Origin of the sequence: Polaribacter sp., from assembly GCF_036480315.1 — a bacterium.
In the GTDB taxonomy this organism is placed as follows: Bacteria; Bacteroidota; Bacteroidia; order Flavobacteriales; family Flavobacteriaceae; genus Polaribacter.
The window spans coordinates 1-15,935 of sequence record NZ_JAZGGG010000036.1; the positions used below are offsets into that span (position 1 = coordinate 1).

The window sequence follows — 15,935 nt, forward strand, 5'->3', positions numbered from 1 at the left end:
TTTCAAAGTTTCAAAGTTTCAAAGTTTCAAAGTTTCAAAGTTTCAAAGTTTCAAAGTTTCAAAGTTTCAAAGTTTCAAAGTTTCAAAGTTTCAAAGTTTTCATTTTTGCTAACTGCTTATTTCATTCCTTTCATCATTTGCATCATCTTCTTTCCGCCTCCGCCTTGCATCATCTTCATCATTTTGCTCATCTGGTTAAATTGCTTCATTAGCTGATTTACTTCATTAACAGAAGTTCCGGAACCTTTTGCAATTCTCTTTTTTCTACTTGCATTTATAGAATTAGGTGTGCTTCTTTCTGTTGGTGTCATAGAATGTATAATTGCTTCTATTCCTTTAAAAGCATCATCATCTATATCTACATCTTTCATTGCTTTACCTGCACCAGGAATCATTCCCATTAAATCCTTCATGCTTCCCATCTTTTTAATTTGCTGAATCTGACTTAAAAAGTCATCGAAACCAAACTGATTTTTAGCAATTTTTTTCTGAAGTTTTCTAGCTTCTTCTTCGTCATATTGATCTTGAGCTCTTTCTACAAGTGAAATAACATCACCCATACCCAAAATTCTGTCTGCCATTCTATCTGGATGAAAGATATCTATAGCATCCATTTTTTCTCCTGTACCAATAAACTTAATTGGTTTATCTACAACAGATTTAATAGTTAAAGCAGCTCCACCACGTGTATCTCCATCTAATTTGGTAAGAACAACACCGTCAAAATTTAGAATATCGTTAAAAGCTTTTGCTGTATTTACTGCATCTTGCCCAGTCATAGAATCTACAACAAATAATGTTTCTTGTGGATTTACAGCTTTATGAATGTTAGAAATTTCTGTCATTAAAGCTTCGTCAATTGCTAAACGACCTGCTGTATCTATAATAACAACATTTTTACCATTTGCTTTGGCGTGTTTTATTGCATTTTGAGAAATTTCTACAGGATTGTTGTTACCAACTTCTGCATAAACTTCAACACCAATTTGTTCTCCAACAACTTGTAATTGATTAATTGCTGCAGGTCTATAAACATCACAACCAACTAAAAGAACTTCTTTAGATTTTTTGGTTTTTAAATAGTTTGCTAATTTTCCAGAAAAAGTAGTTTTACCAGAACCTTGTAAACCAGACATTAAAATTACAGTTGGCGAACCACCAAGATTTACACCTACAGTTTCGCCACCCATTAATTCTGTTAATTGGTCTTTTACCAATTTAACCATTAATTGCCCTGGGTTTAAAGTTGTTAAAACATCTTGACCTAAAGCTTGAGTTTGAACTTTTTTAGTAAACTCTTTTGCAATTTTAAAGTTAACATCGGCATCTAATAATGCTCTTCTAACTTCTTTTAAAGTTTCTGCAACGTTTACTTCTGTAATTTTACCGTGACCTTTTAAGGTGTGTAAGGCTTTATCTAGCTTATCGCTTAAATTATTAAACATAATTTGTGTTCTTTTTTTTGGAAACACAAATATAATTATTACTACTCTCTTATAAAAGATTTATATTGTTATTCTGACTTTAAAAAAAGACTTGTAAAAAAGTTAATTATATGAAAGAATATAAAAAGGATAAAAAATAAAAACGCTACAAAAATTATAGTTGTAGAATTATCATTTAAATTTTGAAGCTCTTGTGGAGATTGCTTTCCTATCCAGTTCCAATTATTTCTAGTTAGTAATAACAAAAAAACTATAATTTGCAAAGAAATATGCGATATTGTTAGTCATTTTTTTTGTGGTTTTTGTGCCCAATGAAGAGAAAAATAATTTAAACCAATTAAAGCAAAAAAGACTGTAGAAAGATAAGACTAAAATTTAATGTCAGACACAAAATAAGTATCATGAATATTTATATCAATTGATTTCTCTCCATAAAAAAGAGCAATGAAAATTAAAACAGGAATTAATCCAAAGAAAAAAAGATGTGGTTTAGCTATTATTCTTCTCATAATTAATTAAAAATTAAACGAATACAGAAATTTCTTAAAGGTCTTCACCATAAGTCATTGTTAGAGTTTCTGTGTGATGTTCTGTATGATGCCCAGTCCACATAATAATTTCTCTGATTGTCATTTTACCCATTAAAGGATGTGGAATTACTAAAGAATCTAAATTTTTATCACTAATTTTTTTAGTTTTATATTGTAGTTTTTTACTTTGTATTTGTAGTTTAGTTAATAATGATTCTCTTTCTTTTAATGTAGGTTTCTTTAATTTTTGATTAAAAACCCTAGCTCTATCTTGGTTTTCTATTAGTTTTTTTTGGTAATTTTCTGCAACAGATTTGTAGTTTCTAGTTTCTCTATTACATGTTCCAAATTTATATTTTAATAAGAATTTTGGGTAACTCAAAGCATTGTTTAATAACTGTATGCTGTTTACTAAATGTTGAATTTGCTGACCTGTAGTCCATTTACCTTCAGGGCCTTTCTCCCAAATTTCTTTAGGTTGTTTTTCTATCCACTTAAATAAAACATTATGTTTTTCTTCTAATAAATCAGTGATATCATCCTTTGTCATTATTTGGTTTGTTTAAGAATTTTAAATGTAAGAAATAAAAAGGCAAATCATTACTTCTTTATTAGAATTCATCAAATTTATAATGTTTACTTTTTTAGATATAGACAGATATAGTTAAGAAGATCATAGAAACCACAGCTAAAATAATTACCAAAGGAATTACAAATTTCAACCATTTATCATAACCAACTTTTATCATTGCTAGTGATGCTAGAACTAATCCTGTTGGGTTTATAAAATTGAATAATCCTATACCTAAAAGATAGGCATTTACAACATGTTCTCTACCTAAAGAAACCGTGTCTGCTAAAGGAGACATTATTGGCATTGTTAAAACTGCCATACCGGACGAAGAAGGAATAAAAAATGCTAATCCACTATAAACAAACATAATTGAGTTTATAAAAAAACCTTTGTTCATTCCGTCTGTAAATGAGCTTGCATAAAATAATAAAGTATCACTAATTAATCCATCTTCCATTAAAATAGTTACGCCTCTTGCTAAACCAATTATAAAAGCTACACTTAATAATTCACTTGCACCTTTTATAAAAGTATCTACAAAAACAGTTTCATTTATTCTGCATAGAAAACCTATTAGAAGTGCACCTACAAAGAAAACTCCTGTCATTTCTAAAAACCACCAATCTAAACTGATAACACCATAAACCATCACAATAAAACACGTAATAAAAATAATTAACACTAATTTTAAACGAGTAGTAAAGTTGATAGTTTCTAATGATTTATGAAAAGAAAATATTTTTTCAATCTTCTCTTTTTGATCAAAAATGATAGATTTTGTTGGGTCTTTTTTTATTCTTTGAGCATATCTAATAATGTATATAATACAAATTGTTAAACCTATTACAAGCATTGTTACTCTTCCATAGATTCCAGTTGTCCAATTTATACCAGCAGAATTAGAAGCTATTATTGTACTAAAAGGATTTGTAGTAGAAATCATTGTTCCTATAGAACTACCAACATAAATACATGCTAAAGCAACAATAGCATCGTATTTTGCGGCAATAAAAATAGGTACCAAAATAGGGTAAAAGGCAATAGTTTCTTCAGCTAAACCAAAGGTAGTTCCTCCTAAAGCAATTAAAGAAGTTACAGCAATTATTAAGATATATTCTTTGCCTTCTAAAAGTTTGGAGAGCCGAGTAATTCCTGCTTCAAAAGCACCTGTATAATTTACAATAGCCACTAAACCACCAATAAAAAGGACTAAAATTATAATATCTGCAACGGCAATAATTCCTTTTAGAGGAGCTAAAATAAATTCTTTAAAACCTTGTGGTTTCGATGCTAGTTTTTGATATGTTTTAGGAATACTAATTGGTTTATAAATTGCACCAGAAGTAAATTTTTCTAGAGGGATTTTTATTTGTAAACCATCTAAAGTTTTTTGAGTTGCTTCGAGAGTAATCGTTTTCTCTTTGCTTGTTTTTATAAAAGTATTGTCTTCTTTGTTGTAAGCTAATCTATCAAACTGTCCAGATGGAATACACCAAGTTAAAAGTGCAACAAAAGCAGCAATTAGAAGTAAAACTGTTTGTGCGCTAGGAAATTTTATTTTTTTCATCTTTAGATTTAAAAGCATAAATTTAAAGATAATCTTTTAAAAAAGCATTTTTTAATTTCTATTTCTTAAAATTAACAATACTATGAAATAAGGTTCCTGCTAACGCAAAATAAATTCCGAATCTACTAATTGTTCTTTCTATTTGACTTGTTGGTAACTCTTTAAAGAAACTGTAAATAATTAATAATGTAGCTATTACGATAAAAAAAGAACCAATAAATTGACAGGTTTTCGTGAATTTTGATTTCCCTATTCGAAAGTAACTCCCTAAAGAAATATTAATGAAAGAAAGGAATAATATATAAATATGTCCTGTTCTAAATAATGCTCTTTCAACATCTTTCATATCAATTAAATGATTGTATTTACGATGCATGTATTGACCTGTTAGCACAAAAAGAATCAATACTAAAAAACCAAAAAATAAATGAAATTTCTTTAAAAAACGCATAAAAAAAGAGTTGAATTAAGCAGCTCTAATATAAATAATATTTTTGTTTTTTTATTCTTTAGAAATAAACTCTAAAGCTGCGCCATTTATACAATGACGTTTTCCTGTAGGTTTTGGTCCATCATCAAAAGAATGCCCTAAATGACCGCCACAAGTATTGCATTTTAATTCGGTTCTTGCATACCCCATTTTATAATCTACATCTAATTCTACATTTTCTTTTACTGCGCTGTAAAAAGAAGGCCAACCTGTACCAGAATCAAATTTATGTTCAGATTTATACAAGGCTGTTTTACATGCAGCACACACATAAGTACCTTTTTTATCATTTTTATTTAATGAACTTGTAAATGGTCTTTCTGTACCTGCTTCTCTTAAAACATTAAACTGTAACGGAGAAAGTAACGCTTTCCATTCGCTTTCAGTTTTTACAATTTTATATTTTTTATTTTCTTTGGATGTATTTTGTGCTTTACTATTGCAACTAATAAATATTATTAAAACAATTAAGCTTGCTATTTTTTGCATGTATTTTGTATTATAAATTGAACAATTTTATTCGTAACTTTTTTATCACGAAGAATTTTGGTGTGTCCAAGTCCGCTTGTAATATAAAGTGAACCTTTCTCTAAATTCTGACGAATATTTATAGCACAACTTACAAGTACATCTCCATCATTTACATCATGTATAACTAGAGTAGGAGTTTTTACTTTTAAAGCAACTTTGTTTGCATCAAATTCATTTAAATTTATGTTCCATTTTTTTTCAAAATGAGTTATTAATTTTTTACCAAACCTGTTATTCAATCCCAAGTTATTAGCAAAGTTAATTAAGATGTCTGATATTTTATCACCAGAACCAACAGTAACCAAACACTTAAAAATTTCTTTTAGAGATTGTGAATTCAAAATAGCCATAGCACCAAAAGAATGACCAACGGCGGCTTCAAACGGCCCAAATTCTTGATGAATGGTTTTAATAGTCTCCATATATTCTATTAAATTAGTTGTTTTTCCTGTAGACTTTCCATGTGCGGGTCCATCAAAAGAAATAATCATAAAACCTTTTTCTAAAAGTTTGTTGGCAATCATAAATAGCTGAGTACTTCTACCAGCCCAACCATGAGAAAGTAATATTTTTTTATCAGAATAACCATATGATAAAACATGAATTTCTTTTTTTATGGATGAGACATATAGTTTTTTAATTTGGGAACTATTTTCCATTCCCTTTTCTCTTTCAGGTGTTGAAAAACGAATAGGAGTTGTAAATAATTTTGCAGCAAATAAAATTGCCAATTTATTAGAAACTAATTGTAGTAGTTTTACAAAATAAGTTATAGGTTTTGGGATAGATAAACTAGTTGGAAATAAATTATTGCTTTTAAATAGTAACATTAATAATAAAATATTTTTTTGATACGGTTAGATTATGTAGTTTTATAAATCATAAAAATAATAAATAAGTGACTAAATTATGGATTTAGTGTCTTAATAAATAGAATTTAATAACTATATAATGAAAAAAACAATAATCTTAATTTTAACAGTTTTCCTTTTTGTAGAATGTAGTACTGTACCAATAACAGGAAGAAAAAGAGTAAATTTTGTAAGTGATGCACAAGTTTTACCAGCAGCTTTTGCTCAATATAAAGGTTTTTTGGCCGAAAATAAAGTATCAACTAACAGAGAAATGACCAATCAAATTAAAAGTGTTGGTAAGAATATTTCTGCTGCAGTTGATCGTTTTATGCGTGCTAATAATATGACTTCAGAAGCAAATTCTTATAAATGGGAATTTAATTTAATTGAAGATAAAACGGTTAATGCTTGGTGTATGCCAGGTGGAAAAGTAGTTTTTTATACAGGAATAATGCCAATATGCGATAATGTAAATGGTGTTGCAGCAGTTATGGGGCATGAAGTTGCACATGCTTTTGCAAAACATGGACAAGAAAGAATGTCTCAAGGTCAACTACAACAAATTGGAGGATTAGCAGTTGCTTTAGGAACATCTGGTAAAAGTGCACAAACTCAACAAATTTGGAATACCGCTTTTGGTATTGGTTCTGGTTTAGGGATGTTAAAATTTAGTAGAACACATGAACAAGAAGCAGATAGATTAGGCTTGGTTTTTATGTTAATGGCTGGTTATGAAGGTACAGAAGCTGCTGAAGTTTGGGTAAGAATGAGTAAAAAATCTAGTGGTAAATCGCAACCAGAAATTTTAAGTACGCACCCTTCTAATGCATCAAGAATTCAAGATTTAAGAAGTTACTTGCCAACAGCAAAAAAGTATGCAGTAAAGTTTAATACACAAGGAAATTCTCAAACAAAAAAATAAACAAATAGTTTTACTATATTGTGAGCCGTTCAATTATTATTGAACGGCTTTTTTATTAAATAGAAACTATGTTAAAAATTGGCGATAAAAAATTAATAAATGGTTGGGCTTTTTATGATTGGGCAAACTCTGTCTATTCTTTAGTAATTAGTACCGCTGTTTTTCCATTATATTATAGTGCAGTAACAAAAGGAAAAGTGGTTTCTTTTCTTGGTATGGAATGGGATCATCCAGATAGTCTATACAGTTATGCTTTATCATTTTCATTTTTAGTAGTCGCTTTTATTTCTCCGATTTTATCAGGAATAGCAGATTATACAGGAAGTAAGAAAAAATTTATGAAGTTCTTCTGTTGGTTAGGAGGATTGTCTGTAATGAGTTTATACTTTTTTGAAGGAATAGATACAGTTTGGATTGGTATTGTTTTTACCGTTTTGGCAAGTATCGGTTTTTGGGCAAGTTTGGTCTTTTACAATGCATATTTGCCAGAAGTAGCACATCCAGAACAACAAGATAGGGCAAGTGCAAAAGGTTTTATTCATGGTTATGTAGGTTCTATTATTTTATTAATAGCCAATCTTGCAATGATTATGTATCCAGGAGTATTTGGTTTTGATGTTAGTATAGATGAAGCTATAAGAACAAACGGTACAGAATTAGAAATTGCAGAAGCAATAGCAGCAGCAGAAAGTACAGCTTCTTCAATGGCATCAAGAATTTCTTTTGTTTTAGTAGGTCTTTGGTGGATTGGTTTTGCGCAAATTACTTTTAAGCGTTTACCAAATGATATTTATAACAAACAACCAGATAACGATTATATCTGGAAAGGTTTTAGAGAACTTAAAATAGTCTCTAAAGAAATAATGAATTATCCTACTTTAAAGAAATTTTTAATATCGTTTTTCTTGTTAAGTATTGGTGTACAAACCATTATTTTAATGGCAGCAATTTTTGGTTCTAGTGAACTAGGTTTGCCAGCAATGAATTTAATTGTTACCATATTGTTAGTACAAATTGTAGCTATAGTTGGTGCTTTTGTTTTTTCTAGACTGTCTGAAAAGTGGGGAAATATAAAAGCCTTAAAAGTGACAATTGTAACATGGATGGTAGTTTGTTTTGCTGCTTTTATGCTAGATAAAAATCAAGAAAATGTCGAATACTATTTCTACGGATTAGGTGTTTTATTAGGTTTTGTACAAGGCGCAATTCAATCTTTAACAAGATCTACTTATTCTAAATTATTACCAGAAACTGAAGATCATGCAACGTATTTTAGTTTTTATGATGTTACAGAAAAAATAGCTATTGTATTAGGAACAGCAGTATATGGTTTATTATATGCAATTACTGATTCTATGCAATGGAGTGTATTGTGTTTAGCTATTTTCTTTTTAGCTTCTTTTATTGTTTTAAGTACATTAAAGAAAACAAAATATGTGCAATAAAAAAAAGTGCTGTTAAACAGCACTTTTCTATTCTCTTTACTTCTTTATATTTTAAAATTTACACCCAAAACTATATTTCTACCTTGATTTAGAATTCCATCTGGTTTTAAACGAGATAAATGGTTAATGTATTTTTTATTCAATAAATTATTGATAGAAACGGAGGTAGAAAATTTCATTTTTTTAAATAAAATATCTCCGCCAAAACCTAAATTAATTAGATTGTAACCATTGGTTTCTGTTTCAAAAGAGCTTATATTATTTTGAGAAAAAGTACTTTGTAATGACAAAGAGGAATATCCTTGTTGTAGCCAATCTGCAATATTAAATTCTGTTCTAAATGTGTTTTTCCAAGTATTAGATGGTATTAAAGGTAAGTAATTTCCGTTTTGTTGTTTTCCAATTACGGTTTCAAAAGTACTTTCTAAATGCAACCAATCTAACGGATGTGGATGTAAATGAAAACCAAATTCACCACCATGTAAATTTGCATTTTCTTGAATATATGTAAAAACAGGTGCTCCGTCTTCTACTTTTCCTGTTGGTGATAAGAAAATATAATCATTTAAATGATTGTAAAATCCGTTAGCAAAAAATTCTAAATGCTCGGTTTTATATTCCAAAGAAAGATCTACTTGGGTGTTTTTTTCATTTTGTAAATCATTGTTTCCTTTTTCGAATCTGTTGGTTCCATGATGCACTCCGTTAGAAGTTAATTCTGCTAAATTTGGTGCTCTAAAGCCAGAAGCAAGATTAATTCTTGTGGTAAAATTATCTGAAATAGCAGTTTTAAAACCTAATGAAGTTGTAAAACTGTTATAAAATTTATCAATAGCATTAAAAACATGAATTTCTCCATCATGAGAAATTTCATGCCTTTCAGTTTTGATATTTCTATTGTCAAAACGAATTCCTGCTTGTAAAGTATTTCTTTTCCAGGTAAAATTTGAAGTTGTAAAAAACCCGAAGTCATTTACTTTTGCATTCGGAATTAATAACTCTTCACCAAAGTTTGTATTTGTTTGATGTAAGCCTTGCACACCAGAAAGAATTTCAACATTTCCTAGTTTTGGAAAGTGATACTTTACATTGTAACTAGCTGTTTTAAGTTTCATCCTTAATGCAACTTCTTCATTTTTAGAATGTTCTGCTTCATCTTCATGTTCTTCAAATTCTTGTCTGTCATTAAATGTATATCCTAAATCGATGTCTAATTTAGAGTTGCCAAAAAAGAAATGGTTATGAGAACTTAAAATATGATTATCAATTAATTGATAAGGTTCTATAAGAGTAGTACTTGTTGACTGTGCTGCAATCCCTTCGGTTAAACCTAATTGAGAATTGTTGTAATTATAACGTAATTCTGATGTAAAGTTGTTTTTAGAATACGCAATTCCTGTTTTAAAATCCTTTTCATTAAAACGAGTATTTGTAACTCTTTCTTTAGTAGGGGTTTTATAATCTGAATGTTTTGCATACGTTCCTCTTACTAAAAACTTCCAGTTTTCTTTTGATATTTTACCTCCAATAGAAGTATTTGTTCCTAATGTGTTGCCAAAAAAACGTTGATTCAAATTAAATTCATTACTATTTTCTGATGCAAATTTTTCAGGATTCAAATACAAAACTCCACCCAAAGCATCAGAACCATAGAGTAGAGAAGCGGGACCTTTTATAACTTCTATACTGCTAATTCCGGCATCATTTATCCCCAAACCATGTTCGCCTCCAAACTGCTGGTTTTCTAAACGAATACCTTGCGTATACACCAAAACTCTATTGCCACTTAAACCTCTAATTACAGGTTTACCAATAGAACTTCCTGTAGATATTTGAGAAACACCTGCAATATTTGTAATTCCTTCAGATAGAGTGGTTGCACCAGTCTTTTGAATGGATTTTGCAGATAACCTTTCAACTTTCATTACGTTTTCTGATTGTAATTTATTGAATTGTGTAGATATAATAATTTCATCCATTTCAAATGGAGATTCTCTTAATTGAATATTGAAAGTGGTATTAGATTCTATTTCAATAATTTTTGAAAATGTTTTAAATCCTAGATAGGAGAAAGTTAATTTTATTTTACTGCTTGGTATATTTTTTAATTCATATGCTCCGTTTTCTTTAGAAGTAGTTCCTTTATGAATTTCCGTAGCGTGGATTTCTACACCAACTAAAGGAGTATTTTTTGTGTCTGTAATTTTACCTGAAATGCTATTTTGTGCATTCACAGAAAAGCTAGCTATTATTAATAGCAGTTTTATAAATGATTTCATTAATTGTATTTTATTGATTATTTTTAAAAGTCATCATTGCGAATAATAATGAAGCAATCTTCTTTTTAGTTTAGCCAGACTGCTTCGTCATAACTCTTTATAATGATATAGGTTCTAAACAATAAAATAAGGTGGTCCTCTAGAAAGTTTTTTGGTTTGATAAACCTCTATAACAACTTGAGGTCTATCAATAAAAATAGTAGAATAATAATATTTTGGAATTACATCATAATTAGATGTAAAATCCATAGTAAAAGTAGTTAATTGTTTGTGAAACTCATCACAATCTAACTCCTGTTTATGAGTATGCTGCTCCCCGATAGATGTACAAACAGTATGTTCGTGATTTTCAAATTCGTGCAGAACCTTTATTGATGTTGGTATTAGCAACAAAAAAAGAAGAAATAAGCTTATATGTTTTTTTAAAGAATTAATAATTATTTTGTTTTATAGATAGTACCATCTGTAGCAAATTTACTAAAACCAATTTTAGCTTTAAAACTATAAGAACTGTCCGTAACTTTTACAATTTGAACGTAAATAGGGTCTTTATCTAATTCTTTTTTTGGTGATTTCATTTTAAGTGAGTAAAAGAAATTATTTTTCCATTTGATATATAATGTATCAATATGTTTAACTTTCTTTACACCAGAAGAACTATCAGTAGAAATACTTATAATTTTTTCATACTCTTCAATTTGAATACTGTCTTTTCTGGTAATTATAGTTTTGCTATAACCATCACCAGCAGGAATTTCAAAAACCCCTTTTTTAAAACGATCTGAATTGTCTATAATTTCTGATTTACAGGAAAAAAGAAAAAACAGTAACGTTAAAAGAGTAAAGAATACAAATCTTCCTTTATTTAAACTTAAAATAGAAACTTCTATATTCTTTACGCTCATAATTTATTTTCTTAAAAATTTATATTCCTGTATAATTAGCAGGTGTAATTGCTTTTAATTCTTCTTTAATTTCTGAAGAAACTTCTAAAGTATCAATAAAATCTGCAATTGATTTTTGATTGATTTTGGCATTCGTTCTTGTTAATCCTTTTAAGGCTTCATAAGGATTTGGATACGCTTCACGTCTTAAAATTGTCTGAATTGCTTCTGCAACTACAGCCCAATTATTTTCTAAATCGTCTTCAAATTTTTGTTTGTTCAACAATAATTTATTTAATCCTTTTAAAGTAGATGTAAAAGCAATAATTGTATGCCCGAAAGGAACGCCAACGTTACGTAAAACAGTACTATCTGTTAAATCTCTTTGTAAACGAGAAACAGGTAATTTAGCCGAGAGATGTTCGAAAATTGCATTTGCCAATCCTAAATTTCCTTCAGAATTTTCAAAATCAATAGGATTTACTTTGTGTGGCATTGCAGATGAGCCAACCTCACCAGCTTTAATTTTTTGTTTAAAATAATCCATAGAAACATACGTCCAGAAATCTCTGTCTAAATCTAAAACGATTGTATTAATACGTTTTAGCGTATCAAACAAAGCGGCCATATGATCGTAGTGTTCTATTTGTGTTGTTGGAAAAGAATGTTGTAAACCTAGCTTTTCTTGTACAAATGTACTTCCAAATTCTTTCCAATCTATTGTTGGGTATGCAACTTTATGAGCATTAAAGTTACCAGTTGCTCCACCAAATTTTGCAGCACTTGGTATGTCATTTAATAAATTGAATTGTTCTTTTAAACGAACCACAAAAACTTCAATTTCTTTTCCTAAACGAGTAGGAGATGCAGGCTGACCATGTGTTCTTGCCAACATAGAAATATCTTTCCATTCAATAACTAATTCTTGTAGTCTTTCTAAAAGCTCAAAATATTGTGGTACATAAACTTCATTCATTGCTTCTTTAATAGATAAGGGAACAGCAGTGTTATTTATGTCTTGTGAAGTCAATCCGAAATGAATAAACTCTTTGTGTGCTTGTAAACCTAAAGCGTCAAACTTTTCTTTAATAAAATATTCAACTGCTTTTACATCATGATTCGTAACTTTCTCAATATCTTTTATTTTCTGTGCATCTTCAGTCGTAAAATCTATATAAATTTTTCGTAATTCATCAAACAAATCAGTATCAAAACCTACCAATTGTGGTAAAGGAATTTCACACAAAGCAATAAAATATTCGATTTCTACTCGAACTCTGTATTTTATTAAAGCTTCTTCAGAAAAATAATCTGCTAATTTTGATATTTTACTTCTATAACGTCCATCTATTGGTGAGATAGCATTCAATTGAGATAAGTTCATTTTTTAGTTCTGTTGTTAATTACAAAAATAAGCAATTCAACAGATTTATAAAGCGGATTTTTGATGTTTTTCGATCAATTCTAAAATGAATCTCCCACGTGCTTTACAGCCTTTACTTTCATGAATAATTTTAGAACTTATCAAGTGTTTTAATTCTGGATGAATCCAATCTCGTTCTAATCCAAAGAAATACAAAGTATTCATAGTATACGCTCTTACTGCAATTTTTTGCGGTGTAATTAGCCAATCGAAACCTGTTTCTATTATAGTGTCTATTTGTTTTATAGTAAGATTTTTTTTGATGTTATTCTCACTTTTAGAATAATATGCATTTGCTAAATGTTCGCAAATTTTAGCACAAGGTCTAATGGAGCTATCAAATTTTAATGTAGATATTTTTTCAGAAAACTCGTCTAAATGTGGAATAATCCAATTTAAGTGATGATGCGTGCAGATCCATTCTAAAATCCAAGCAGCTTTAATAGATACCTTATTGTTAATATCGAAAGTGATAGAAATCAATTCTTTAAATAAGTTTTGATTTTCTAACACAATATTTGCAACTCTTTGTCGGTTTTCCCTTTTAGGATTCTCCATGTTGTTGAGTTGTTCTGTTATGAAGAGAAGATTTGTTTTTGGCACTATTAATGTATCTTTGTTTTAAAATTCTATTTAAATGATAAATATAAAAAGACTGGTTTTTATTTTGGCATTTTTCGCTTGTTTTTTTACAAGTGAAACTTCAAATGCACAAAAACTAAATCAATTTGATAAAAATAAAAAAAGAACTGGTGTTTGGAAAAAGTATTATCCGAATAAAAGAATTAAATATATTGGAAAATTTAAAAACGGTAAAGAAGTTGGTGTCTTTAAGTTTTATGACATTACTGAATCTAAATTTCCAATAGCAATTAGAACTTTTTTTGAAGATTCAGATTCTTTGTTTGTACAGTTTTTTACTTTAAAAGGTAAAATTCAAACAGAGGGGGTTTTAAATGGAAGAAAAAGAACTGGGAATTGGAAGTATTTTTACCCAGATGGAACTTTAATGTCTGAAGAAAATTATAAAGAAGGTTTATTACACGAAGAACAGTTAATTTATTATCCAGATGGACAAGTAACAGAATTTTCGATTTATAAAAACGGGTTGTTAGATGGAGTTTGTAGTAAATATGCTAGTAATGGAACGTTAATTGAAGAGGTTACATATGCTAATGGAATCCAAAATGGATTGGCAAAATATTTTGAATTGAATGGGAATTTAAAAGAAACAGGTAATTATAAAAACGGTAAAAGAATAGGTAAATGGGAGTTTTATATGGATGGAGAAATTGCTTCTAACATCGATAAAAAGAAGAAAAAATCTACTTACACTCGTAAGAAAGGTAATTAGCCTCAAAGCCTCAAAGCCTTAAAGTAGCAAAGCTTATAAGTTACAGAGTATCAAAGCCTAAAAGCCTAAAAGCCTCAAAGTAGCAAAGTCTCAAAGTCTCAAAGTCTCAAAGTCTCAAAGTTTCTAAGTCTCTAAGTTACAGAGTATCAAAGTTTGATTAAAAAAGTCTGTCAGTTCGATTAATTTTAGAATTTATGAGAAAATTGTATCGAGAATTTTTAAAGGTTATATTTCCACTAACCACTAACCACTAACCACTAACCACTAACCACTAACCACTAACCACTAACCACTAACCACTAACCACTAACCACTAACTACTAACATCCAATAAATCTAAACAATCATTACATCAATTCTTTCAATTAGTATAACCATTTCTAATTAGTATCTTTGCATCCTCAAAAATAGAATATGAAACGAGTAGTTGTTGGTCTTTCTGGTGGTGTAGATTCTAGTGTTACTGCACATTTATTAAAAGAACAAGGTTACGAAGTTATTGGGCTTTTTATGAAAAATTGGCACGATGATTCTGTAACTATTTCTAATGAATGCCCGTGGTTAGAAGATTCTAATGACGCAATGATTGTTGCAGAAAAATTAGGGATTCCTTTTCAAGTTGTAGATTTAAGTGAACAATACAAAGAACGTATTGTAGACTATATGTTCGATGAGTATTCTAAAGGAAGAACGCCAAACCCAGATGTACTTTGTAACCGGGAAATAAAGTTTGATGTTTTTATGAACATTGCTTTAAAGTTAGGTGCAGATTATGTAGCAACTGGTCATTATTGTAGAAAAGGAGAAGAAATTATTGATGGAAAACCGGTTTATAAATTATTAGCAGGTAAAGATGGTAATAAAGATCAATCTTATTTTTTATGTCAATTATCTCAAGAACAATTAGTAAAAGCATTATTTCCTATTGGCGAATTAACAAAACCAGAAGTTAGAAAAATAGCAAAAGAAGCCGATTTAATAACTGCTGAAAAGAAAGACTCTCAAGGTTTATGTTTTATTGGTAAAGTGAGATTACCAGAATTTTTACAACAAAAATTACAACCTAAAGCTGGAAATATAGTAACAATTCCTACTGATTTTAATCAGTATATAGAACCAGCTCCAAAATTTGAAAATAAAGAAGATGAACTAAAATATTTTGCAACAAAATTCTCATATAATCAAGAAGATGGAAAGATTGTAGGTAAACATCAAGGTGCACATTATTTTACAAAAGGACAGCGAAAAGGTTTAAATGTTGGTGGAACAAAGGAAGCTTTATATGTCATTGAAACTGATGTTGTAGAAAACGTAATTTATACTGGTGAAGGAAAAAATCATACCGGATTATATAGAAATGTATTGTTTGTTTCTAATGAAGAAATTCATTGGATTCGGGAAGATTTAACTTTAAAAGTTGGAGAAACAATGCAAGTTGAGTCTAGAATTAGATACAGACAAACATTAGAAAAAGCGACTTTACATAAAGTTGAAAATGGTTTATTTGTTGAGTTTGATAATAAACAATCTGCTATACAAGAAGGTCAGTTCGTGGCATGGTATCTAAATGAAGAACTATTAGGTTCTGGTGTAATTTCTTAAAAAACTTTTTTTAGGTATTTTAAATTCATATTTTT

General features: G+C 29.2%; 16 protein-coding genes. 4 read left to right on the top strand and 12 right to left on the bottom strand.

The window, feature by feature from the left end; genetic code table 11:
* Positions 1 to 116 precede the first annotated feature (116 nt).
* The 7 genes from ffh to V3V28_RS06900 form a co-directional block, all read right to left on the bottom strand.
* Positions 117 to 1,445 (bottom strand): signal recognition particle protein, encoded by a 1,329-nt coding sequence (gene ffh / locus V3V28_RS06870; protein ID WP_331364281.1) that lies wholly within the window; start codon positions 1,443 to 1,445, stop codon positions 117 to 119.
* Positions 1,446 to 1,813: 368 nt separating this feature from the next.
* Positions 1,814 to 1,954 (bottom strand): hypothetical protein, encoded by a 141-nt coding sequence (locus V3V28_RS06875; protein WP_331364282.1) that lies wholly within the window; start codon positions 1,952 to 1,954, stop codon positions 1,814 to 1,816.
* A 34-nt stretch (positions 1,955 to 1,988) separates the two neighbouring features.
* Entirely contained in the window at positions 1,989 to 2,525 is a 537-nt protein-coding gene (locus tag V3V28_RS06880; protein WP_331364283.1) for a DinB family protein, read from the bottom strand.
* A 94-nt stretch (positions 2,526 to 2,619) separates the two neighbouring features.
* Positions 2,620 to 4,116 (bottom strand): YfcC family protein, encoded by a 1,497-nt coding sequence (locus V3V28_RS06885; RefSeq protein ID WP_331364284.1) that lies wholly within the window; start codon positions 4,114 to 4,116, stop codon positions 2,620 to 2,622.
* Between the two features lie 58 nt (positions 4,117 to 4,174).
* Positions 4,175 to 4,567 carry a hypothetical protein gene (locus V3V28_RS06890; RefSeq protein WP_331364285.1) on the bottom strand — a complete coding sequence of 131 codons (393 nt, stop codon included), beginning with the start codon at positions 4,565 to 4,567 and terminating at the stop codon, positions 4,175 to 4,177.
* 51 nt (positions 4,568 to 4,618) lie between these two features.
* Positions 4,619 to 5,095, bottom strand: a complete 477-nt coding sequence (msrB, locus tag V3V28_RS06895; protein WP_331364286.1) for a peptide-methionine (R)-S-oxide reductase MsrB — start codon at positions 5,093 to 5,095, stop codon at positions 4,619 to 4,621.
* A complete protein-coding gene (locus V3V28_RS06900; protein ID WP_331364287.1) occupies positions 5,083 to 5,967 on the bottom strand; it encodes an alpha/beta fold hydrolase in 885 nt (294 codons plus the stop codon). The genes msrB and V3V28_RS06900 overlap by 13 nt, the downstream gene beginning before the upstream one ends.
* Before the next feature lie 121 nt (positions 5,968 to 6,088).
* Here V3V28_RS06900 and V3V28_RS06905 point away from each other — a divergent pair, with 121 nt between their 5' ends.
* Together V3V28_RS06905 and V3V28_RS06910 are read left to right on the top strand one after the other, a co-directional pair.
* The gene (locus tag V3V28_RS06905; protein ID WP_331364288.1) at positions 6,089 to 6,913 is read left to right on the top strand and encodes a M48 family metallopeptidase; all 825 of its coding nucleotides are present in this window, start codon (positions 6,089 to 6,091) and stop codon (positions 6,911 to 6,913) included.
* Positions 6,914 to 6,981: 68 nt separating this feature from the next.
* On the top strand, positions 6,982 to 8,358 hold the full coding sequence (locus V3V28_RS06910) for an MFS transporter (protein ID WP_331364289.1): 1,377 nt from the start codon (positions 6,982 to 6,984) through the stop codon (positions 8,356 to 8,358).
* 44 nt (positions 8,359 to 8,402) lie between these two features.
* Here the strand turns inward: V3V28_RS06910 and V3V28_RS06915 are convergent, their stop codons facing one another.
* From V3V28_RS06915 to V3V28_RS06935, 5 genes are all read right to left on the bottom strand, one after another.
* Positions 8,403 to 10,637 carry a TonB-dependent receptor gene (locus tag V3V28_RS06915; RefSeq protein ID WP_331364290.1) on the bottom strand — a complete coding sequence of 745 codons (2,235 nt, stop codon included), beginning with the start codon at positions 10,635 to 10,637 and terminating at the stop codon, positions 8,403 to 8,405.
* 114 nt (positions 10,638 to 10,751) lie between these two features.
* A complete protein-coding gene (locus tag V3V28_RS06920; protein ID WP_331364291.1) occupies positions 10,752 to 11,030 on the bottom strand; it encodes a hypothetical protein in 279 nt (92 codons plus the stop codon).
* Positions 11,031 to 11,074: 44 nt separating this feature from the next.
* Positions 11,075 to 11,542, bottom strand: coding sequence for a hypothetical protein (locus tag V3V28_RS06925; RefSeq protein WP_331364292.1), 468 nt, complete (start codon positions 11,540 to 11,542; stop codon positions 11,075 to 11,077).
* 19 nt (positions 11,543 to 11,561) lie between these two features.
* The gene (gene purB / locus V3V28_RS06930; protein WP_331364293.1) at positions 11,562 to 12,905 is read right to left on the bottom strand and encodes an adenylosuccinate lyase; all 1,344 of its coding nucleotides are present in this window, start codon (positions 12,903 to 12,905) and stop codon (positions 11,562 to 11,564) included.
* A 45-nt stretch (positions 12,906 to 12,950) separates the two neighbouring features.
* Positions 12,951 to 13,502: an adenylosuccinate lyase gene (locus tag V3V28_RS06935; protein WP_331364294.1), complete on the bottom strand. Its 552-nt coding sequence runs from the start codon at positions 13,500 to 13,502 to the stop codon at positions 12,951 to 12,953.
* 79 nt (positions 13,503 to 13,581) lie between these two features.
* On the opposite strand from V3V28_RS06935, the gene V3V28_RS06940 reads away from it, so the two are divergent.
* Together V3V28_RS06940 and mnmA are read left to right on the top strand one after the other, a co-directional pair.
* Complete coding sequence (locus V3V28_RS06940) at positions 13,582 to 14,298, top strand: toxin-antitoxin system YwqK family antitoxin (protein ID WP_331364295.1); 717 nt, start codon at positions 13,582 to 13,584, stop codon at positions 14,296 to 14,298.
* A 414-nt stretch (positions 14,299 to 14,712) separates the two neighbouring features.
* On the top strand, positions 14,713 to 15,900 hold the full coding sequence (gene mnmA, locus V3V28_RS06945) for a tRNA 2-thiouridine(34) synthase MnmA (protein ID WP_331364296.1): 1,188 nt from the start codon (positions 14,713 to 14,715) through the stop codon (positions 15,898 to 15,900).
* The last annotated feature ends 35 nt before the right edge of the window (positions 15,901 to 15,935 follow it).